At 68.9% G+C, this 18,842-nt stretch carries 17 protein-coding genes and 1 tRNA gene; 12 read left to right on the forward strand and 6 right to left on the reverse strand.

What is annotated here, in order from left to right:
- Nucleotides 1–18 precede the first annotated feature (18 nt).
- The 3 genes from ACH413_RS45430 to ACH413_RS45440 all read left to right on the forward strand — a co-directional run bounded on the left by ACH413_RS45430 (nt 19) and on the right by ACH413_RS45440 (nt 2,745).
- Entirely contained in the window at nt 19–111 is a 93-nt protein-coding gene (locus ACH413_RS45430; RefSeq protein WP_360048476.1) for a hypothetical protein, read from the forward strand.
- Nucleotides 112–402: 291 nt separating this feature from the next.
- Nucleotides 403–1,179 carry a hypothetical protein gene (locus ACH413_RS45435; RefSeq protein ID WP_360048473.1) on the forward strand — a complete coding sequence of 259 codons (777 nt, stop codon included), beginning with the start codon at nt 403–405 and terminating at the stop codon, nt 1,177–1,179.
- An 84-nt stretch (nt 1,180–1,263) separates the two neighbouring features.
- Nucleotides 1,264–2,745, forward strand: a complete 1,482-nt coding sequence (locus ACH413_RS45440) for a hypothetical protein (protein ID WP_396426081.1) — start codon at nt 1,264–1,266, stop codon at nt 2,743–2,745.
- 74 nt (nt 2,746–2,819) lie between these two features.
- Here the strand turns inward: ACH413_RS45440 and ACH413_RS45445 are convergent, their stop codons facing one another.
- Complete coding sequence (locus ACH413_RS45445; RefSeq protein ID WP_360048470.1) at nt 2,820–3,404, reverse strand: TetR/AcrR family transcriptional regulator; 585 nt, start codon at nt 3,402–3,404, stop codon at nt 2,820–2,822.
- Nucleotides 3,405–3,501: 97 nt separating this feature from the next.
- Between ACH413_RS45445 and ACH413_RS45450 the strand changes: the two genes are divergently transcribed.
- Both ACH413_RS45450 and ACH413_RS45455 read left to right on the forward strand, forming a co-directional pair.
- Nucleotides 3,502–4,269 carry an SDR family oxidoreductase gene (locus tag ACH413_RS45450; protein ID WP_360048469.1) on the forward strand — a complete coding sequence of 256 codons (768 nt, stop codon included), beginning with the start codon at nt 3,502–3,504 and terminating at the stop codon, nt 4,267–4,269.
- A 175-nt stretch (nt 4,270–4,444) separates the two neighbouring features.
- The gene (locus tag ACH413_RS45455) at nt 4,445–6,040 is read left to right on the forward strand and encodes a beta-1,3-glucanase family protein (RefSeq protein WP_360048467.1); all 1,596 of its coding nucleotides are present in this window, start codon (nt 4,445–4,447) and stop codon (nt 6,038–6,040) included.
- Between the two features lie 60 nt (nt 6,041–6,100).
- Here the strand turns inward: ACH413_RS45455 and ACH413_RS45460 are convergent, their stop codons facing one another.
- The gene (locus ACH413_RS45460; RefSeq protein WP_360048466.1) at nt 6,101–8,800 is read right to left on the reverse strand and encodes an XRE family transcriptional regulator; all 2,700 of its coding nucleotides are present in this window, start codon (nt 8,798–8,800) and stop codon (nt 6,101–6,103) included.
- A 179-nt stretch (nt 8,801–8,979) separates the two neighbouring features.
- On the opposite strand from ACH413_RS45460, the gene ACH413_RS45465 reads away from it, so the two are divergent.
- From ACH413_RS45465 to ACH413_RS45495, 7 genes are all read left to right on the forward strand, one after another.
- Nucleotides 8,980–9,270 carry a hypothetical protein gene (locus ACH413_RS45465; protein ID WP_360048464.1) on the forward strand — a complete coding sequence of 97 codons (291 nt, stop codon included), beginning with the start codon at nt 8,980–8,982 and terminating at the stop codon, nt 9,268–9,270.
- A 120-nt stretch (nt 9,271–9,390) separates the two neighbouring features.
- Entirely contained in the window at nt 9,391–9,858 is a 468-nt protein-coding gene (locus tag ACH413_RS45470; RefSeq protein WP_360048462.1) for a helix-turn-helix domain-containing protein, read from the forward strand.
- Nucleotide 9,859: 1 nt separating this feature from the next.
- Entirely contained in the window at nt 9,860–10,213 is a 354-nt protein-coding gene (locus ACH413_RS45475) for a hypothetical protein (RefSeq protein WP_360048460.1), read from the forward strand.
- Nucleotides 10,210–11,220, forward strand: coding sequence for an alpha/beta fold hydrolase (locus ACH413_RS45480; RefSeq protein WP_360048458.1), 1,011 nt, complete (start codon nt 10,210–10,212; stop codon nt 11,218–11,220). Before ACH413_RS45475 ends, ACH413_RS45480 begins: the two co-directional genes overlap by 4 nt.
- Before the next feature lie 99 nt (nt 11,221–11,319).
- Nucleotides 11,320–13,197: a DUF1996 domain-containing protein gene (locus ACH413_RS45485; protein ID WP_360048456.1), complete on the forward strand. Its 1,878-nt coding sequence runs from the start codon at nt 11,320–11,322 to the stop codon at nt 13,195–13,197.
- A gap of 172 nt (nt 13,198–13,369) precedes the next feature.
- A complete protein-coding gene (locus tag ACH413_RS45490) occupies nt 13,370–13,861 on the forward strand; it encodes a SigE family RNA polymerase sigma factor (protein WP_360048455.1) in 492 nt (163 codons plus the stop codon).
- On the forward strand, nt 13,858–14,640 hold the full coding sequence (locus tag ACH413_RS45495; RefSeq protein ID WP_360048454.1) for a hypothetical protein: 783 nt from the start codon (nt 13,858–13,860) through the stop codon (nt 14,638–14,640). Before ACH413_RS45490 ends, ACH413_RS45495 begins: the two co-directional genes overlap by 4 nt.
- Before the next feature lie 111 nt (nt 14,641–14,751).
- On the opposite strand, the gene ACH413_RS45500 is transcribed toward ACH413_RS45495, so the two are convergent.
- The 4 genes from ACH413_RS45500 to ACH413_RS45515 all read right to left on the reverse strand — a co-directional run bounded on the left by ACH413_RS45500 (nt 14,752) and on the right by ACH413_RS45515 (nt 18,791).
- A tRNA-Lys gene (locus tag ACH413_RS45500) sits at nt 14,752–14,825 on the reverse strand.
- A gap of 77 nt (nt 14,826–14,902) precedes the next feature.
- Nucleotides 14,903–15,514, reverse strand: coding sequence for a lysoplasmalogenase (locus tag ACH413_RS45505; protein WP_360048453.1), 612 nt, complete (start codon nt 15,512–15,514; stop codon nt 14,903–14,905).
- 18 nt (nt 15,515–15,532) lie between these two features.
- Nucleotides 15,533–17,806 (reverse strand): M4 family metallopeptidase, encoded by a 2,274-nt coding sequence (locus ACH413_RS45510; RefSeq protein WP_360048451.1) that lies wholly within the window; start codon nt 17,804–17,806, stop codon nt 15,533–15,535.
- 133 nt (nt 17,807–17,939) lie between these two features.
- A complete protein-coding gene (locus tag ACH413_RS45515) occupies nt 17,940–18,791 on the reverse strand; it encodes an AraC family transcriptional regulator (RefSeq protein ID WP_360048449.1) in 852 nt (283 codons plus the stop codon).
- Nucleotides 18,792–18,842: the final 51 nt, after the last annotated feature.

Here is an 18,842-nt window from a genome sequence, read left to right on the forward strand (position 1 = left end):
AGCGGTTCCAAGGACGCGCTGAAGGTCAACGACGCCAACGTGATCTGTGGTGGCGTGCACACCGCCAACGCCACCGTCTACCTCATCGACTCGGTCCTGCTGCCTGCCTGACATCTCCAGAGGTAGTAGTACCGCGACTCCGGGAACCGTGCTTTTGCAGGCGGTTCCCGGAGTTTTTTGCGCGCTTGAAGACGTCGACATGTCGTCCGCGATGTGATCACCGTGTGTCCACATGGCACGGCGGGTTTTGTGTCGCAAAGTAGCGAAGAATAGATGTTTCGAATTATTTTGTGGCGTTGAGCTGCTAGAACAAAAGTTTCTCCACTTTCGTGCAATCTGCTCTATCGGGTGAATCCGAATGCCTGATGTACGGGTGCTGATTCGCCGAAAGGGGGTGATTACATGAAGGCGACATGCTCCACAGCGCTTCGCCGCACTCTCGGTGTGGCCGGGTTCCTGATCGGGTTCGGCCTGCTCTCCGCGGGAGTTGCGAGCGCTGACGAAGGTGACTCGCCCGGCTTGCTGGGCGGCGTTGCCGACCTCCTCGCGCCGGTGACCGACACGGTCGCGCCGGTGACTCGAGACATCACGGCGGTGGCCGATCCGGTGCTCAAGCCGGTGTTGAAGGCCGTCGAACCGGTGACCGAGCCGGTGCTCGCGCCGTTGGCGCCGGTCGTCGGCACCACCGTCCGGACGCTGAGTCCGGTGCTGGAACCACTTTCTCCCGCGACCGAGCCGTTGCTCGCCCCTGTGGTGAACACGGTGCGGGACGTGCCGGTGGTGCCGCGGATCGCGGAACCGTTGGTGGCACAGCCTTCCGCTCCGGCGGAGGTTTCGCCGCCGGTCGCCGTTCCGGAGACACCGCAGGTGCCGGTCGTCGCACCGGAGGTCTGGGCCGCGACGGCCGCTCCGGTGGCCAAGGTCCCGCAACAGCAACACATCTCCGCGCCTGACGTGGCGCCACCGATCGAGGCGCCCTCCCCGCCGTCACCTGACGTGCCGTTCGTTCTGCCCGGCACGATGGGATCGGCGTCCTCCGGTGGATCGACGGGCCTCGTGCTCGCGGATCTCCCGGCAGGATCGGGAGTTCGCCCGAGCGGCGAGTCGCTCGTGGTGGTCACCGGCCACCAGGTGCACGGGTCGTGGTGCTACTACTACGGCCGAAGTCATCCCAGTTGATCAGTCCTGACAACCAAGCCGACAGATCACCAAGCTTGTTTGACAGGAAGGTTCGACATGCACAGCTATGTGCGACGCGGTCTCATGGCCGCAGTGTTCTCAGGAGGCTTCCTCCTGGCGGGATCGGCGATCGCAAGCGCTGACACGGGTGGCAACGGCCTCCTGGGCGGCGTCGGCGATGTCGTGCACTCGGTCGTGAACGCCGGCAACGGCGGCAACTCGGGCAACGGAGGCAACGCCTCCAGCTCGAACAACGCCACGTCCGGCAACTCCGGTAACTCGGGCAACTCCGGCGCCACTGGCGGCAACAGCGCCTACGGCGTCTGCGTGCTGGCGGAGTGCCACACCAAGGTGAGCTCGGGCGACTCGGGCAACACCGGCGCGACCGGTTCGACCGGCGACGCCTCCAACCACAGCAACACGGTGGGCGGCAAGTCCGGTGCCGCGGGCAACGGTGGCGACGCCACCGCGGCCGGCCGTTCGCAGAACGCCAACGCGAACGCGGGCAACGGCGGCAACTCGGGCAACGGCGGCAACGCCTCCAGCTCGAACAACGCCACGTCCGGCAACTCGGGCAACTCCGGGAACTCCGGCGCGACCGGTGGCAACAGCGCCTACGGCGTCTGCGTGCTGGCGGAGTGCCACACCGAGGTCACCTCGGGCGACTCGGGCAACACCGGTGCCACCGGTTCGACCGGTGACGCTTCCAACCACAGCAACACCGTGGGTGGGAACTCGGGTCCTGCCGGTGACGGTGGCGACGCGGTCGTGATGTCCAAGGACCAGAAGTGGGGCCACCACAAGAACTCCGGCTCCACGGAGGCCACTGCGGGCAAGGGCGGCAACTCGGGTAACGGCGGCAACGCCTCCAGCTCGAACAACGCCACGACCGGTAACTCGGGCAACTCCGGGAACTCGGGTGACACCGGTGGCAACAAGGCCGTCGTCCGCTCGATCGGTTCGAAGCAGGGCCACAACTGGTTCCAGGGCACCAAGTCCTGGACCAAGGTGACGTCGGGCGACTCCGGCAACACGGGTGCCACTGGTTCGACCGGTGACGCTTCCAACCACAGCAACACCGTGGGTGGGAACTCGGGACCTGCCGGTGACGGTGGCGACGCGGTCGTGATGTCCAAGGACCAGAAGTGGGGCCACCACAAGAACTCCGGCTCCACGGAGGCCACTGCGGGCAAGGGCGGCAACTCGGGCAACGGCGGCAACGCCACGAGCTCGAACAACGCCACGACCGGTAACTCGGGCAACTCCGGGAACTCCGGCGACACCGGTGGCAACACCGCGGTCGTGAAGACCGAGAACAAGCACCAGCAGTGGAACGGTCACAAGGGCCACGGCTGGAAGAACCACGGCTGGAAGCACGACTGGAAGAACCACGGCACCAAGTCCTGGACCGAGGTCACCTCGGGCAACTCCGGTGACACCGGCGCCACGGGTTCGACCGGCGACGCCTCCAACCACAGCAACACGGTCGGTGGGAACTCCGGTCCTGCGGGCGACGGCGGCGACGCCTCGTCCTGGACGCACGGGAAGCACTCCGTGAAGGCGTGACCACGAGGTGATCAGGGCGGGGCTGACTTCGGTCGGCCCCGCTTTTCTTCATGGAACCAAAGCGTTGTGCCGCTTCACTTCTTCTGCACAGTGGCGACCTGTGCTTCCAGCGCGGCCTGCACGGCGTCGAACGGCGCGGTCGACTGCAACGACCGTGCGGTGATCAAAGCGCCTTCGGCCCCCGCGAGCACCGCGTGCGCGAGCAGACGGGCATCCGACTGCTCGATCCCGAACGCCGAGAAGTGCCCGGCCAGCGCGTCGATGATCATCGTGAACGACCGGCCGCCGACGGCGTCGAGTTCGTCGGACTCGCTGGTCGACTCGATCACCAGCGGCGCGATCGTGCACCCCTGCCGGTAGTCGCTCGCCGTGAGGTTGGTCCTGGCTAGTCCCAGGTAGGCGCGGACGAGGTCGCCGGCTGTGGTGGCGTCCGCAGCCGCCCGGTCGATGTTCTCGACCTGTTCCCGCGTGTGTTCGTCCGCCGCCTCCGCCGCCAGTTCGGCTTTGCCGCCGGGGAAGTGGAAGTACACCGAACCGCGCGGCGCCTCGCTCCGCTTCAGCACGTCCGACAGCGCGGTCGCGTGGTAGCCCTGCTCGCGGAACAGCTCCCGGGCAGCGGAAACCATCTTCTGCCGCGCGTCGGAGCGCTTGCCTGCCATGGAACCCACCCTACCCCGAAGGTATGACGTACGACATAGCTCGTTGCCAAGTATGCCGACCGACATAGTATGGATCCACCGACTCGGGAGGGTTCTCATGTCATCTGTTCTCATCACGGGCGCGTCGAGGGGAATCGGCCGCGCCATCGCCGTCGAACTGGCCGGCCGCGGCCACCGCGTCATCGCGACCGCCCGAAACGTGGACGACCTGGCCGATCTGCCCGCCGATCTGCGCCTGCGGCTCGACGTGACCGACCAGGCGAGCGTCGACGAGGCCGTCCGCGCGGCCGGCGAGGTCGACGTGCTGGTGAGCAACGCGGGCACGACCGTGCGCGCGCCGCTCGAGACCGTCCCCATCGCCGAGGTGGAGAACCTGTTCCAGCTCAACACGTTCGGCGCGTTGCGGGTGGCGCAGGCCGTGCTGCCCGCGATGCGCGAGCGCGGTTCCGGCCGGCTGGTGTTCGTCTCCAGCGTCCAGGGCCGGGTGGTGCTGCCGATCATCGCGCCGTACGGCGCCAGCAAGTGGGCCCTGGAGGCGATCGCCGAAGGCCTGGCGCTCGAAGCCGGTCACTTCGGCGTCAAGGTCAGCGTCGTGCAGCCGGGGGCGGTGTCGTCCGGCGGCGCGGAACGGGCGAAGTCGTTCTTCGCCGACGACGACCCGTACCTGCCGCTGCTCCGCCAGGTCGGCGCCCTGCGCGGTGAAGCGGTCACCCCGGAAGAAGTCGCGGCGGCCGTGGCGGACGTGGTCGAACACCCCGAACCCGCGTTGCGCGTCCCGGTCGGTGTTCCGGCCGAGACGCTGCTCAAGGCCCGCAAGGACGCTCCCGACAGCACGCCGTTCCTCCCCGTGGAACTCGACTGGTAGCCGCCTGCCCGACTCCTGCCCGCCTCTCGCCCGGTATTGACAGAGCTGCCATCTGCGAACAACCATGGAAGCGCTCTCATAACCGGTCTGGACCAGTTCTCGGACCGGGAGGCCGCCGACCACCCTGATGCCGGTCGGGGCCCTGCTGACGGAGCACCCCTGCACAAGGAGTCAGATGCGCACTCGAACGAAGTGGTTCAGCGCGCTCGCCGCACTGGCGGCGATCGCATCGGCGGCTATCGCGAGCACACCGGCACAGGCGATCGGCCCCGACCTGCTGCCGCTGAACGTCACGAACAACAGCGGCCGGTCCGAGGCCGTGCACCTGTACGTCCTGGGTACCGACATCCGCAGCGGACGTCTCGGGTACGTCAACCAGGCGGGCGCGTTCACGCCGTGGTCGCCGGGCGGCAACCCGCCCACGCCCGCGCCGGACGTGTCGATCGCCGGCCCCGGTCCCGGCGGCACCGCCTCGCTGCGCGTGCCCCGGTTCATCTCCGGCCGCGTCTACATGTCGTTCGGCGAGAAGCTCAAGTTCTTCCTGACGCCCGACGGCCTGGTGCAGCCGGCGCCGTGGGCGGGCGGCGACCCGAACAGCGGCATCCTGTTCGACTGGAGCGAGTTCACCTACAACGACGCGGGTCTGTGGCTCAACAGCTCCCAGGTGGACATGTTCGCGGTCCCGCACGCGGTGACCGTGACGGGCGCGAGCGGCGCCACGAAGAAGACCGGTGAGCTGAAGTCCGGCGGCCGGGACGCCGTCATCAACGGCATCCGCAACCAGTCCGGCTGGGGCGGGTCGGTCATGTCCCGTTCGGACGGCACGGTCCTGCGCGTGCTCGCGCCGGGCAAGGCGGCCGACGTCGGCAACTTCGACCGCAACTACCTGGACTCGTACATCACCCAGGCGTGGAACGCGTACATGACCAAGACGCTGACCGTGCAGCCGTTCGGCGACCGTCCGGACGTGAAGTACTTCGGCGGCACGTCCGGCGGCACGATGAACTTCAGGAACAGCGCCGGCCAGCAGGTGGCGTCGTTCCAGAAGCCGTCCACGTCGAACGTGTGGGGTTGCGACGGCAATCTGGCCGCTCCCAACGACCAGGTCGTCGGCCCGATCGCGCGCACCCTGTGCGCCGCACTGCACCGCTCCACGCTCGGCCGCATCGACGTGCAGCCCGGCGGCGGTCCCGCGGACTTCTACCAGGGCGCGATCACCAACCACTACTCGCGGCTGGTGCACCAGAACATGGTGGACGGCAAGGCGTACGGGTTCGCGTTCGACGACGTGCAGGCCCAGGAGTCGCTGGTGCACGACGGCGACCCGCGCTCGGCCGGCATCATCCTCACCCCGTTCAGCGGCGGCTCCACGACGCCTCCGCCCGCCACCACCGGCAGCATCGTCAGCGACTGGCACGGCAAGTGCATCGACGTGCCGAACTGGAACTTCGCCGACGGCCAGCGCCTGATCGTGTGGAACTGCACGGGTGGCACGAACCAGAAGTTCGAGTTCACCGGCGGCACGCTGCGCACGGAGAACAACAAGTGCATGGACGTGGCGTGGGGCTCGCGGGACAACGGCGCGGCCGTGCAGCTCGCGACCTGCTCCGGCAACGCGGCACAGCAGTTCGTGCTGAACGGGAACGGCGACCTGGTGAACCCGCAGGCCAACAAGTGCGTGGACATCGCCGAGTGGAACCCGAACAACGACGCCGTCCTGCACATGTGGGACTGCGTCGGCGGCGCCAACCAGAAGTGGCACCGCGGCTGACGAAGAGTTCGTGAACGCGGCGAGGCAGGTCGAGATCTCCGACCTGCCTCGCCGCGTTCGTCAGCAGGGCGGGGAGTACGGCACGTCCGGGACGTACCTGCGCCACTCGTCCTCGGTCAGGCGCGGTCCAGCCGACCCGCACGCCTCGGCGACGGCGGCGTCGAGATCCGCGTTCAGCAGCCGCATGGTCGGGTCGAACATGGTCCACACCAGGGTCCGGCCGTCCGGGCTGAACGCGATGTCGGCGATCGCGATGGCGGGGCCGGACAACGTGGCGATCTCGGTGACGTGCCCGGGATCGCTGACGTTCCACAGCCGCACCGTGCGGTCGTCACTGCCGGACGCGAGCGTACGACCGTCCGGGCTGAACGCGACGCTGCCGACGACGTCCTCGTGGCCGGTGAGCGAGGGGTGCTCGGAAGGCCTGCGCGGGTCGGAGACGTCCCACAGCCGCACGGGTTTGTCGTTGCCGCTGCCGACCGCGATCGTGCGCCCGTCCGGGCTGAACGCCAGGTCGTACACGTCGAGCCTGGTGCCGGACAGCGACGTGATCTCGGCGCCGTCCTGCCACAACCGCACGCTGTGGTCGTCGCTGCCGGTGGCCAGCGTCCTGCCGTCGGAGCTGAACGCCACCGCCCGCACCGCGTCCGTGTGGCCGCGCAGCGTGCCGGTCAGGACGGGGGTGCGCGGGTCGCTGACGTTCCACGTCCACACCTCGCCTGTGCCGGAGCCGGCCACGAGGGTCTGACCGTCCGGGCTGAACGTGACCGCGCGCACGGATCCCAGGCCGGTCAGCGCCGCGATCTCCTTCTGGTCGCTCCACAACCGCACGGTTCCGTCGTCGCCGCTCGACGCGAGGACCTTCCCGTCCGCGCGGTAGGACAACGCGCGCACGGCGCCGGTGTGGCCGGTGAGAGTGCCGAGCCGGACCGGTTCGCGCCTGTCGCTGACGTTCCACAGGTGGATCGAACGGTCGCGGCTCGCCGTCGCCAACGTCCCGTCTCTGCTGAACGTCGCCGCGTAGACCTCCTCGTCGTGGGCTTTCACGACGGTCGCCAGCGTGCTCAGCACCGCGTCGCGCGTCTTGCGCGTCGCGGCGAGGTGGTGTGCGGCCAGACCGAGTTGCAGCCCGAGGGACGGGTTCGCACGATGCTCCACCACCGCCTCGGACGCGAGGTTCTGGGCGATCGCGCTGTTGCGTTGCGACGTGATGTCGTTGCGCGCCCGCACCGCGTAGAACGTCGTCGCCGCCGAGACGACCAGCAGCGCCGCGAGCACTCCGACCAGGTAGCCGAGGCGTTTCGCGCGGCGTCTCGCCACCACGTGCTCCTCGGCTTCGGCGTCGGTGCTGGCCTCGACGAACGCCCGTTCGCGAGCCGTGAGGGCCTGGGACCGGGTGGCCCACTCGCGGGCGGTCGCCAGCCGGGCTCCCCGGTACAGCGCGCTGCGGTCGCGGTCGAGTTGCTCCCACACGTCGGTGGCGTGGGTCAGTTCACGGTGGACGCGTTGCCCGTCGCGGTCGTTGCTGAGCCAGTCCCGGAACCGGGGCCACGTGCGGATCAACGCCTCGTGCGTGATCTCGATGCTGTCCGTGTCGCGCACGACGAGCCGTGCGGCGGTGCACCTGTCCAGCACCACCGCGGTGTCGTGGTCGTCGTCGAGCTCGGCGGGGGAGATGCGGCGCTTGGTGTCCTCGGTGCTCTCACCCAGCACGGCGAGGCGCCGGAAGAGGTCCCGCGCACGGCCCTGCTGGCGCGCGTCCAACGAGCCGTACACCGCCTCGGCCGTCTTCGCGAGCGCACCGTCGATGCCGCCGACGGCCTGGAACCCGGTGAGCGTGAGCCGGTTTCCGCTGCGCCGGCGCCACGTCTCCAGCAACGCGTGCGACAGCAACGGCAGGACACCCGCCTGGCCGTGGGCGTGCGCGATGAGCGTGGCCACGAGATCGCTCTCGACCGTGCAGTTCGCCTTCATCGCGGGCAACGTGATCGCGCGACGCAGCTCCTCCGCCGTCATCGGCCCGACGGTGAACTGGGAGTCCTGCAGCGCGCCCGCCAGCTCGGGAACCATGCAGCAGTGCGTGTAGAAGTCCGACCGCACGCCGATCACCGCCCGGCGGCCGAGCAGTTCGGCGATGAACCGCGTCCGTTCGTCCGGGTCCTGGCAGAGGGTGAAGACCTCCTCGAACTGGTCGACCACGACCACGGTCTCCGGATCGGACGGAAAACCGGGCACCAGCCGCATCGGATGTTCACCCGGTGTCCGGAGAACGTGCGCCGGCAGCCGCGGCAGAAGTCCCGCGCGAATCAGGGACGACTTTCCCGACCCGGACGGCCCGAACACCGCGACGAACTTCTGCCGTTCCACCAGAGCGAGGAGATCGTCGACAAGGCGTTCCCTGCCGAAGAACCGAAACGCGTCTTCAGCGCGATAGACGGAAAGTCCGACATAGGGCGCCTGGTCGTAATCCTCCGGTTCGGCGACAACGGTCGCGTTGAGTTCGGTCGCGAGAGAGTGCCACCGTTGCTCCCACAATTCGACGTCGCCGTCGCAGGCGCGGACGTAGGCGAGCGTGACCTCGAGACTGGGGAACCTGCGCCCGCCGGCGGCCTCGGCGAGCGTCGTCGCGGAGTAGCCGCCGCGCTTCCCGAGCTCGCGGTAGGACGGACCACCGGCGTCCTGACGCAGACGTCGCAGGTCAACGGCGAACTCGACCAGCGCCGTCCCATCGAGCTCCAGCGGTCGCTCCGGGCGTGGCACCTGATGTCTCTCCTCGGATTCGTGTTGTCCGGTGCGCCGCTCTCCGGCGCCTGACAACACGACCACGCTATACACATCACGGGTCCGGCCTCGATGGCCATCAATTGGGGGTGTCATCGAGGCTGGGCCGGTATTGCGACCTGGGTCGTGAATCACTTCTTCACTGGGGAGTTCAACGCATGAAGTTCGCCGCATTGGCCGCTGTGTTCGCCGTGAGCGCCACGCTGATCACAGCCGGGGCGTCCAGCGCTTCGGCGGCGCCGATGTCCGCACAGTCGGTTGTCTGCGTTCAGGAGAACAACGTCATCTATCGCAAGACGCCGGAAGGCACGCCGCTGGGCCAGGTGCACCGCGGCCGGCGTTTTGACGTCTTCGAGTCCGGCGGCCCTGACCTGACGTGGGCCCACGGGAACATCTCCGGCGGGGCCTCGGGCGTGTGGATCTACTGGGGTCTGCTCGGCAACTGCTGATCCCGCAACGCGCGGAACGGGCCCGTCACCCCTGCGGTGGCGGGCCCGTCCGCGTGCCGTGCCACTTTTTAGGAACGGTTGTTCTTGACTGACCGTTCCTGAAAACGCTACGGTCGTCACATGGGACGACGCAGGTCTTTCGACGTCGATGAGACCGTGGCCGCGGCGGCCGACCTGTTCGCCCGCCGTGCCTACGACGGTGTCTCGATCGACGACCTGGTCACTCGACTCGGAGTGCACCGCAACAGCCTCTACGGCGTGTTCGGCAGCAAACGCGGGCTGTACCTGGCGGCGTTGCGCCGGCACATCGAGCAGGACGTCCGCCCGCACCTGGCCCGTGCCGCCCAGCCGGACCACGTGCCCGCGTGGGACTTCCTGCTGGTGGCCGCGGTCGATCGGGCGCCGGACGACCCCGAGGTCGCCGGCCTGGTGTCGGCGGTCCTCGCCGAGGTCGACGAGGCGACGGGTGACCCGCGCGCCACCGAGGTGCTGCTGGGCCGATGGCTGCGCGGCCGGCCGGATCTCGCGCGCCACGACGTCCCCATCACTCACGATGCGCCGGAAGCGGTGCCGGGCAAGGAGATCTGACATGGCGACGATCAGCGTGCAAGGCCAGGACCTGGTGGTGGAGATGAACGGCCTGGACAAGTTGTGGTCGTTGAAGAGCAAGCTGACCATCCCGCTCGCCCACGTGCGGGGTGCCACGGTCGATCCGGGAATCCTGGGGGAGCCGAAGGGGGTGCGGGCGCCGGGCACGCACCTGCCGGGGGTGATCACGGCCGGCACGTTCCACCAGGACGGGGAGAAGGTCTTCTGGGCGGTCCGCGACGGGCTCAAGGCCGTGGTCGTGGAGCTGGCGGACGAGCACTACACCCGTCTGGTCGTCGAGGTCGACGACCCTCGCGCGGTGGTGGCCATGGTCGAGCAGGCGACGAGCCGATGATCGTCAAAGTCGTCTCGGCGCTGGTGGCGGCTGTGTTGGCCGCCGGCATCACGCCCGCCGCTGCCAGCGGTCAGGACTCCTGGTTGCCCGCACGCGACGAGCAGGTGTCCTTCGTGGTCGAGGGCACGACCACCTACGGGACGCTCCACGTACCGGCCCGGCGGCGCGGTGAACGTCTGCCCGCGGCCCTTCTGCTGCCGGGCAGCGGTCCCACCGACCGCGACGGCAACCAGCCGCCCTCGCTCACGCCGAACACCCTCCGCGACCTCGCCACCGCGCTGGACCGCGACCGGGTGGTGAGCCTGCGGTTCGACAAGTACGGAACGGGCCGCACGGGACTGGGAGCCTGGGCCGGGCACCCCCAGGACCTCGACTACCCGGCCTTCGTGCGCCAGGCAGCGGCGGCTCGCGACCTCCTGCAGCGCCGGGCCGAGGTGGCCCGGCACCGGGTGGCGCTGGCCGGTCACAGCGAAGGAGGCATGACGGCACTGGTGCTCGCCGCGCAGGCACCTCCGCGTCAGCGCGCCGCCGCGCTGATCATGCTCCAGCCCCAGTCGTTGCGGCTGCTGGACGTGCTCGCCACGCAGCTGCACGACCAGATCGCCCAACTCGTCGCCGCCGGTGCGTTGACCGAACAGGAAGCGGAGATCATCGACCGGTCGATCGACGTGGCCGTCGCGGATCTGCGAGGCGGCCGCGCCGTCGACACCACGGCCATGCCCGCACCGCTCGCCGCGCTCTTCCAGTCGTTGGCGGGACCGAGCCGCCGCTTCGTGATCACGGACGACGCGATCTTCCCGCCCGACGTCGCCCGCGGGCTGCCGCGGATGCCCGTGCTTCTGACCTGCGGCGAGCTGGACCCCCAGGTGCCCTGCCACGCGACCGACCAGCTCGCGTCCGTCGTGGGCCACCGCGTCGTGCTTCCCGGTGTCGGCCACGCGATGACCACCGCCGACGGGACGCTCTCGCCCGTCCTGATCCGTGAGCTCAGCGCCCTGCGGTGGTGACGGTCCGCCTGGTTGCCCGCGACAAGTAACAATTCGGTTGAGCCGATGAACCTCTCCGTACGTACTCCCGTTCATGCGCCGCATGAACGAGGAGTACGCATGACGCACCGCGTGACGGACAGACGGAAGTTTCGCCTGATCGCATCATTGTCGGCGGTAGCCGTGGTCGCAGCGGGTACCGCGACGGTGGCGTTGGCCGCCAAGGACGGCGAGCCGGCGCCGCTCGGTGCGTTCGCGCCCATCGAAAAGGTGAGCAAGAACGTCGTCGAGCCGAAGATCGGCAAGAACGGCGCCAGTGGCGTCTTCAGGGTCGACTGCGGCACGAACGAGACCAACAAGTTCAGCGCCGACAACCCGGTCGCCCAGCCGGGTCTGAAGCACGGCGCGCAGCACGTCCACGACTTCGTGGGCAACCAGTCGATCAGCGCCGAGTCGACCGACGAGAGCCTGGTCGACGCGGAGACGACCTGCCGCAACGGTGACCGCTCGTCCTACTTCTGGCCGGTCGTGCGCATCAACACCAAGGCCAACCCGCAGGACGTCGGCTCCAACCCCGACAAGATCAAGGAGAACGGCCCGGGCGAGGTCGCGTGTCCGGGCGTCGCCCAGCGCCTGCCCGCCGTTCCGCAGCGGGTGCGCGACGAGATCATCCGGAACCTCCAGCAGCTCTCGCAGCAGCTCAAGGAAGCCAGCGACCGGGTGGCGAGCGCCCAGAACCCGGCCGACCCGAACTTCGTCAACAACACCATTCTCGGCCCGTTGCGCGGCAAGCGCGTCGCCACCCTCGAACGCATCGCGAACGCTCTGAGCCGATCCGGCCGCAAGCCGAACCTGACGCCGCTCGCCGACTGCGACCTGCGCTGGGGCCACGGCCACGGTGGCGGTCACGGCAACGGCAGCAACCACTCGAAGCCGCACAAGTTCGCCGCGGACGGCGTTCTCCAGCAGGCCGAGCAGAACGGCGCGGAGCAGAACGGCGCCGAGCAGGACGCCGCCACGCCGACGATCAAGTGCCCGTCGGTGCGCGAGGCGTTGCCAGGTGTGCCCGACCAGGCTCTGGACGAGGTGGACGACAACCTCAACCAGCTGGACAAGCAGATCGCCGAGGCCAACCAGCGCCTGGTGAAGACCAAGGGCCAGGGAGGCCCGAACTTCATCGACAACGCGATCCTCGGGCCGCTGAAGGACAAGCGCGTCGCGACCCTCGACCGGATCGCGATCGCGATCGGCCGCAACGCCGAGAAGCCGAAGGGACTGGACCGCCTCGCGAAGTGCGGCCTCAACGAGGGCGACGAGGGCGGCAACGAGAACAACGGCAACGAGAACAACAACGGCGGCAACAACAACGGCGGTGCCACCACCACGACCGCCGCGCCGACCACGACCGTCGCCCCGGCGCCGCCGCTGGCCGCTCCCACCGGCAAGAACCTGGAGCTCGTCGGCAACAACGGCAAGATCGTCCGGCCGGCCGAGGTGAAGATCGAGTACCGCGGCAACGCGACCAGCAAGGTCACGGGCATGCCGAAGTTCCTGAAGATGGTCGTCGGTGACGCCAAGCCGACCAGCCGCGGCCCCGCCAACGCCCGCGCCACGTGGACCTGCAGCGGGTTCGAGGACCGTCTGTCCGACAAGTACGTGATCTGCCCGAACGGCAGCAAGGTCATGCGCGTGCACGACTTCGCGGGCTGCTGGGACGGCAAGAACGCGGACAGCGCCAACCACCGCGACCACGTCCGGTTCGCCGACAAGCAGACCGGCGCGTGCCCGCAGGGCTTCAAGGCCATCCCTCAGCTGCGGATCAGCATCTCCTACAACATCTCCCGCGACATCCAGCAGAAGGGCCAGTACCAGCTCGACGCGTTCCCGGAGGAGAACCACAACCCGTTCTCCGACCACAACGACTTCGCCAACGTCAACTCCGACCAGACGATGGCGAAGATCGTGAAGTGCGTGAACGACGGGCGCAAGTGCTCCTGACCTTCGCCTGACCCATCGAACGGGGGAGCCCTCCGGACCTCAGGTCCGGAGGGCTCCCCCGTTGGCGTGCGTGGGGGCTCCCGGCAACTGTCAGGAGACCGAATGCAACGTTGGGGGCCACTTCTCCATTAGGGGTCGAAATCGAAGGCGAGTCGACGATCTGGAGTGGCCGGTGGAGTTTGCCGAGTACGTGGCGAGGCAGCGTCCCGCGCTGATGCGGTTCGCCATGGTCCTGACCTGCCGGACATGGCTGGCCGAGGACCTGGTGAGCGACGTGCTGGGCCGGGCGTTCGAGCGCTGGGAACGGATCTCGAAGATGGACGAGCCGCACGCCTACGTGCGGCGGATGGTCGTCAACGAGTACCTGTCCTGGCGCAGGAGGCTGACGCGCACGTCCCCGCGCGCCGAGATCGAGCCGAGAGTGGTCTCCGACGGCGCGGACGAGCGGGCCGAGCGGGACGCGATGATCAGCCGCCTCGCCGGCCTGCCCAGAAAACAACGCGCGGCCGTGGTCCTGCGCTACTACGCGGGCCTGTCCGACAGGGAGATCGCGGCACAGCTGGGGTGCCGGGAACCGACCGTGCGCAGCCAGATCCATCGGGCACTCAACGTTCTGCGCATCGACCTCACCGCCACCGCCCCGGACTTCCAGGAGACCTCATGAGCGACCTGCGCACTCTCCACGACGCCTTCGCCGAGCTGGAACGGCAGGTCGACGCCGAGGCCGCGTACCGCGCCCCGGTCGTGCGGCGGCGCAGGGCTGTGCGGCTGGTGCCCGTCGCGGCCACCGTCGTCGCGGTGGCGTGCCTGGCCGCGGGTGTGGTGTGGCTGATGCCGGCCGACTCCGGCACGCAGATCGCCGATCCGCCGACCGCACTGTCCACGACCCCGGCGCGCAACCCGGTCCCCACCTCGCCGGACGACCTGATCGCCCGGTTCAGGGTGGTGCTCGGCGACACCGCCACGTTCGAGGCGACCATGAAGACCACCCTGCCAGGAGGTGCCCCGTCGAGGAACCCGGAGCCGCCGGGGACGGGCTCGGTCAAAACACCACAACCGGCGGAGCTGGGCCCCAACCCCACCGCGCTCGTCGGCGGAACCCTGACCTCCGCGGGCATCACCGGGAGCTTCGCCCTGACGATCCATCCCAACCGTTCCGAGCCGAGCGAGTGGTGCCGCCTCGCCCGCACGGAGAACTGCGACGTCACCACGCTGCCCGACGGCTCCCGGCTGGCGACGGGCACCGCGCGGCCGGACACCGGCGCGGTGTCGTACATGGCGGGCATCGAGCGGCCCGACGGCACGATGATCCTCCTGCACGTCGGCAACCAGGAGGACCCCCGAGGCGCCGTGATCGGCACGCCGGGCGGCCAGATCTACGCGCCGCAGCCACCGCTGACCATCGAGCAGATGAAGGCGATCGTCACCTCCGGCAAGTGGTGACGAGGTTCTTCCCTCCCGGCAGTTCGTTCCCTGCCGGGAGGGAAGATTTCGGATGAGCACGCGAAAAGCAGAGAAGCAGGTAGAGACGAATCTCTACCTGCTTCTCTGAAGTACGCCGCCAGGGACTCGAACCCCGGACCCGCTGATTAAGAGTCAGCTGCTCTAACCAACTGAGCTAGCGGCGCTTGTTTGTGTGCCGGAGGCTTGCTCGATCCGACGTGAAGAACGTTAGCACAGGGGTTCCAACGGGTTTTCACGCGGGTCACCCGTTCGACGCTTTGAACCCCGTGTGCAGGAGCCACTGGGCCGCCGCGTAGGTCGGCATGACGCCGGTCGACGCCACTCGCGCCGCGCGTCCCTTGAGGACGAACCGGCTCGCGCCGAGCAGGGCGTCCGAGACCGCGAACAGGGCCGCACCACCGAAAACCCGTCGTGCGCCTGCGCCTCGGGCTGTGGAGGCGGCGGCGACCATCGTGCCGAGCGTCAGGGCGTAGAAGCCCACCGGCTTTCCCATCGGGCCTGCCGCCTTGCCGAACACCACGGCTCCCGCGGCTGATGCCGCGACGATGGGGAGGACGGCCTTGCGGGAGCCGGGGGAGGAGCGGCGGGCCAGTGCGGCGGTGTAGCCGACGTGGGCCACCAGGAAGCTGAAGAGTCCTGTTCGGAACGCCTTGTCCGAGTCGCCGAGCAGTGCGACGTCGCCCAGCCACGAGCCGGCCAGGCCTACCGCCATGCCGGGGTCGCTCGGTGGGCTGGCCACGGCCAGTGCGGGCATCAGAGCGGTCTTCGTCACAGTGCGCGCGGGCTTGGCGCCGCGCACGGCTGCCGCGATCGAGTCCACGACCGCGGCAACCGCGTACGCCTGCTTCTTCATGGGCTCAGACTAAAAGCCTCAGCTCAGGGTGACCGCCGTGTCGTCGATCACGAACGACGTCTGGAGCGAGGCGTCCTCCACGCCGGTGAACTTGACCGTGACCGTCTGGCCCGCGAACGAGGACACGTCGAACGTCTTGAGCACGTAGCCCGCCGCCGCGTTCGTGTTCGAGAGCGTGGCGAGGGTGGTGGTGCCCGCGGTGACCGTCAGCTTGTCGTAGACGGTGCTGCCGGTCTCCTTGGTGTCGATGTGGACGTAGAACGTCAGCGACGCCTTGCAGCCGGCGGGGATCGTCACCGACTGGGACAGCGAGTCGGTGTGCGAGGAGCCGTAGCCGTTCAGCCAGGACGACCAGGTGCCGCTGCGGGCGGGCTCGCCGTCCGCGCTGTGCTGGCCGATGACGCCGGAGCTCGCGGTCCAGGAGGTGGCGCCGGATTCGAAGCCCGGGTTGGCGAGCTTCTGGCCGGAGCAGTTGCCACCGCTGGTGCCGACGGTCCAGCTGAACGACGCGGTGCCGCTCTTGGAGGCGCTGTCCGTCGCGGTGACCGTGACGTTCGAGGTGGCCGCGGTGGTCGGGGTGCCGGAGATGGTGCCGTTGCTGGAGTTGATGGACAGGCCGGCGGGCAGGCCGGTGGCGGACCAGCTGTACGGCGCGGTGCCGCCGCTCGCCGACAGCGGCAGGCTCACCGCGGTGCCGATCGTGCTGGACTGGTTGCCGGGGTTGCCGATCGTCACCGTGCCGGTCGCGCTGCACGTCGGGTCGGCCGACTGCGCGGGCACGCTGATCGCGTCCCAGGCCGCCTTGACCGTGTTGAACTCCGCGCAGCTGCCGGGGTACAGGTTCTTCGCCGCGGTCAGCGTCCAGGTGCGGTACTTGAGGTACGAGCTGCTGGAGGTCTTGAGCAGCATGGCGTTGTAGAAGATCTTGATGGCCTTCTCGACGCCGAGGCCGGTGATCGACGTGTTGTTGCACGTGGTGCTCGTCGGCTGGCCGTTGGTCGGGTTCGTGCCCTGCGAGAGCAGGTAGAACCAGTGGTTGCCGGGGCCGGCGGCCGCGTGGACCTCGGTGTTCGGGATGGAGCTCGAGTAGCAGTTCGCGTGGTTGAGCGCGGACGGGTTGTACATGTTGCGGATCGGGCCGCGGCCGACGAGGTTGATCGTCTCGCCGACGAGGAAGTCCGGGGTGTCGTAGGGCGACGGCTCGTTCGCGAACCACTCGGTGGTGGCGCCGAAGACGTCCGCGACGAACTCCTGGGTGCCCGCGCCGGAGATGCCGCCGGGCGTGTGGTCGTCGATGCCGTGGCCGAGTTCGTGCGCGACGACGTCGATCGAGCCGATCCACTGGCCCGCGGAGTTCTTGCCGATCTGGACCTGGCTGCCGTCGTAGTAGGCGTTCTGGTCGTTCAGGCCGACGCGCATCGGCCAGCCGCCGCCGTTGCCGTCGAAACCGTTGCGGCCGAGCCACTGCGAGAGCATCTTCGACTCGGTCTGCGCCGCGAACAGCACGTCGACGCAGCCGGTCTCGCGGTTGGTCTGGGTGCCGTTGCCCCACGTGTCCGTGGTCTTGGTGAACGTCGTGTTGTTCGCCGCGTCCTGGCAGCTGACGTTGGTCAGCGTCGGGTCTTTGAGCGAGTAGTTCGAGCCGGAGTGCGTGGTGGCGATGGTGACCGGGTTCGGGCCGTTCCAGCCGCTGGTGCCGGTGCCGTGCATGACGCGTTCCTGCTTGCGCAGCACCTTGCCGGTGGCGGCGTCCACGACCACGTCGAGCTTGCTCGGGCCCTCGGAGTCACGGCCGGTGACGGTGACCTTCCAGGCGAGCGTCGGGGCGGAGTCGAGCGCGTAGACGACCTGCTCCGCGGTGCCCACCCCGTCCACAGTGGACATCGTGGTCCTCGCGGCGGTCTCGGCCTGCGCCTTGGTGACGGAAGGCGTGGTGCTGGCGAGGTCGATCGTCGAGTTCTGGCTGACGGAGGTCTGCAGGACCTGGCCGGTCGAGTTCGTGACGACGACGAAGTCGCCGCCCACGACCGGAATTCCCTTGTACGTCCGGTCGTACGGCACGTACTTGAGGCCGTTCGTCGACGAGATCACGCCGTGGCGGACGAACTCGTCGTTCGCGCCGGCGTGCAGCTGTGCGGGGCGGTTCGCGACGAGGCTCGCGGCCGCGTCCACGGCCAGCGCCTCGGCGGTCTGAGCGGGTTGGGCGGCGGCGGTCTGCGCGCCGGTCTGGGTGAGAACGGCTGCGACCAGTGAACCTGCCGCGGCCAGCACGAGTGTGCGTCTCGCTTGCATTTTTCTCCTCGTTGCAGGGCGAACTGACCGGCCCTCGTTTGCAGGGGGAGCCGGTGCGTTCGTCGAGGTGAATGTGGTGGCGGAGCAGGGAAAGGATGAGTTGCGCGGCGACCGTTAACAAGTACTAACTTATTCACACCAACAATTCGTGCGCATTTGTAGGGCTTGCGTCCGCGCATTCCTTTGTCTGGCTTGATGTTCGATTTGCCCCGAGAAGTCTGCGCAGGGCGGTTGGCGTGTGTCCGAGGTGTTCGCGCACTGTGCGGCACAGGTGGGCCTGGTCGGCGAACCCGAGGTCGGCGGCGAGCGCGGCGAGGCTGGGTTCCCCTTCCTCCAACCGGTCCAGCGCGCGGGAGACGCGCATCCCGTTGCGGTAGCGGGTCAGCGACACCCCGAGCTCACGGGTGAAAGCGCGGCTCAGGCGGTACGGCGAGACGCCGAGAAGATCAGCTAACGGAATCAGCCCGGACGCCGCCGGGTGGTCGTCGCCGATCACGCCACGAGCTCTCGCCACCAACGCGCCGTCGCCACTGCCGCCCGGAGTGGGGGTGGTGACGACCTGCTGGACGGCCCGCGCCACCAGCCCCACCAGTTCCTCGGCCCCGTCCTCGCGGGCGGCCAGCAGCAGCCGCCGATGGGCGAGATCGAGCCTGCCGTCCACGTACAGCGACGATCCGGCCAGCAACGGCGTCTCGCCCGCCAGCGAACGCCACAGGTCGGGCCGCAGGCTGATGGACGTGCACACGTCCCCGCCGGCGGGATGGGAGAAGTGCTCCTCCTCGCCGGGTAACCCGAGATAGCCGACCGTGCGGTCCAGATCCGTGCACACACCGCGAACCCGGCGCCGAAATCCACCACTGCGCACGAGCACGAGCCGCACGTCCGCGCGCGGCCGCTCGGCAGACCAGCCGCGGTGGTCGTCCCGGCAGTCCACGGCGGACACGGTGAACTCCGGGCGGGCCGCGAGAGCGATGAAGGAGAGCACCCCTTCAGGCTAGGGACGGGGTCTGACAATTTTCGCGCGCAAGGATGTTCA

Source organism: Lentzea sp. NPDC020367 (assembly GCF_044387305.1).
Classification (GTDB): Bacteria; Actinomycetota; Actinomycetes; order Mycobacteriales; family Pseudonocardiaceae; genus Lentzea.

Excerpts from the sequence above, each read along its gene's own strand:
- ACH413_RS45435 (WP_360048473.1), top strand. The coding sequence starts at position 403 with ATGAAGGCGACATGCTCCACAGCGCTTCGCCGCACTCTCGGTGTGGCC.
- ACH413_RS45440 (WP_396426081.1), top strand. The coding sequence starts at position 1,264 with ATGGCCGCAGTGTTCTCAGGAGGCTTCCTCCTGGCGGGATCGGCGATC.
- ACH413_RS45445 (WP_360048470.1), bottom strand. The coding sequence starts at position 3,404 with ATGGCAGGCAAGCGCTCCGACGCGCGGCAGAAGATGGTTTCCGCTGCC.
- ACH413_RS45450 (WP_360048469.1), top strand. The coding sequence starts at position 3,502 with ATGTCATCTGTTCTCATCACGGGCGCGTCGAGGGGAATCGGCCGCGCC.
- ACH413_RS45455 (WP_360048467.1), top strand. The coding sequence starts at position 4,445 with ATGCGCACTCGAACGAAGTGGTTCAGCGCGCTCGCCGCACTGGCGGCG.
- ACH413_RS45465 (WP_360048464.1), top strand. The coding sequence starts at position 8,980 with ATGAAGTTCGCCGCATTGGCCGCTGTGTTCGCCGTGAGCGCCACGCTG.
- ACH413_RS45470 (WP_360048462.1), top strand. The coding sequence starts at position 9,391 with ATGGGACGACGCAGGTCTTTCGACGTCGATGAGACCGTGGCCGCGGCG.
- ACH413_RS45475 (WP_360048460.1), top strand. The coding sequence starts at position 9,860 with ATGGCGACGATCAGCGTGCAAGGCCAGGACCTGGTGGTGGAGATGAAC.
- ACH413_RS45480 (WP_360048458.1), top strand. The coding sequence starts at position 10,210 with ATGATCGTCAAAGTCGTCTCGGCGCTGGTGGCGGCTGTGTTGGCCGCC.
- ACH413_RS45485 (WP_360048456.1), top strand. The coding sequence starts at position 11,320 with ATGACGCACCGCGTGACGGACAGACGGAAGTTTCGCCTGATCGCATCA.
- ACH413_RS45495 (WP_360048454.1), top strand. The coding sequence starts at position 13,858 with ATGAGCGACCTGCGCACTCTCCACGACGCCTTCGCCGAGCTGGAACGG.
- ACH413_RS45505 (WP_360048453.1), bottom strand. The coding sequence starts at position 15,514 with ATGAAGAAGCAGGCGTACGCGGTTGCCGCGGTCGTGGACTCGATCGCG.
- ACH413_RS45510 (WP_360048451.1), bottom strand. The coding sequence starts at position 17,806 with ATGCAAGCGAGACGCACACTCGTGCTGGCCGCGGCAGGTTCACTGGTC.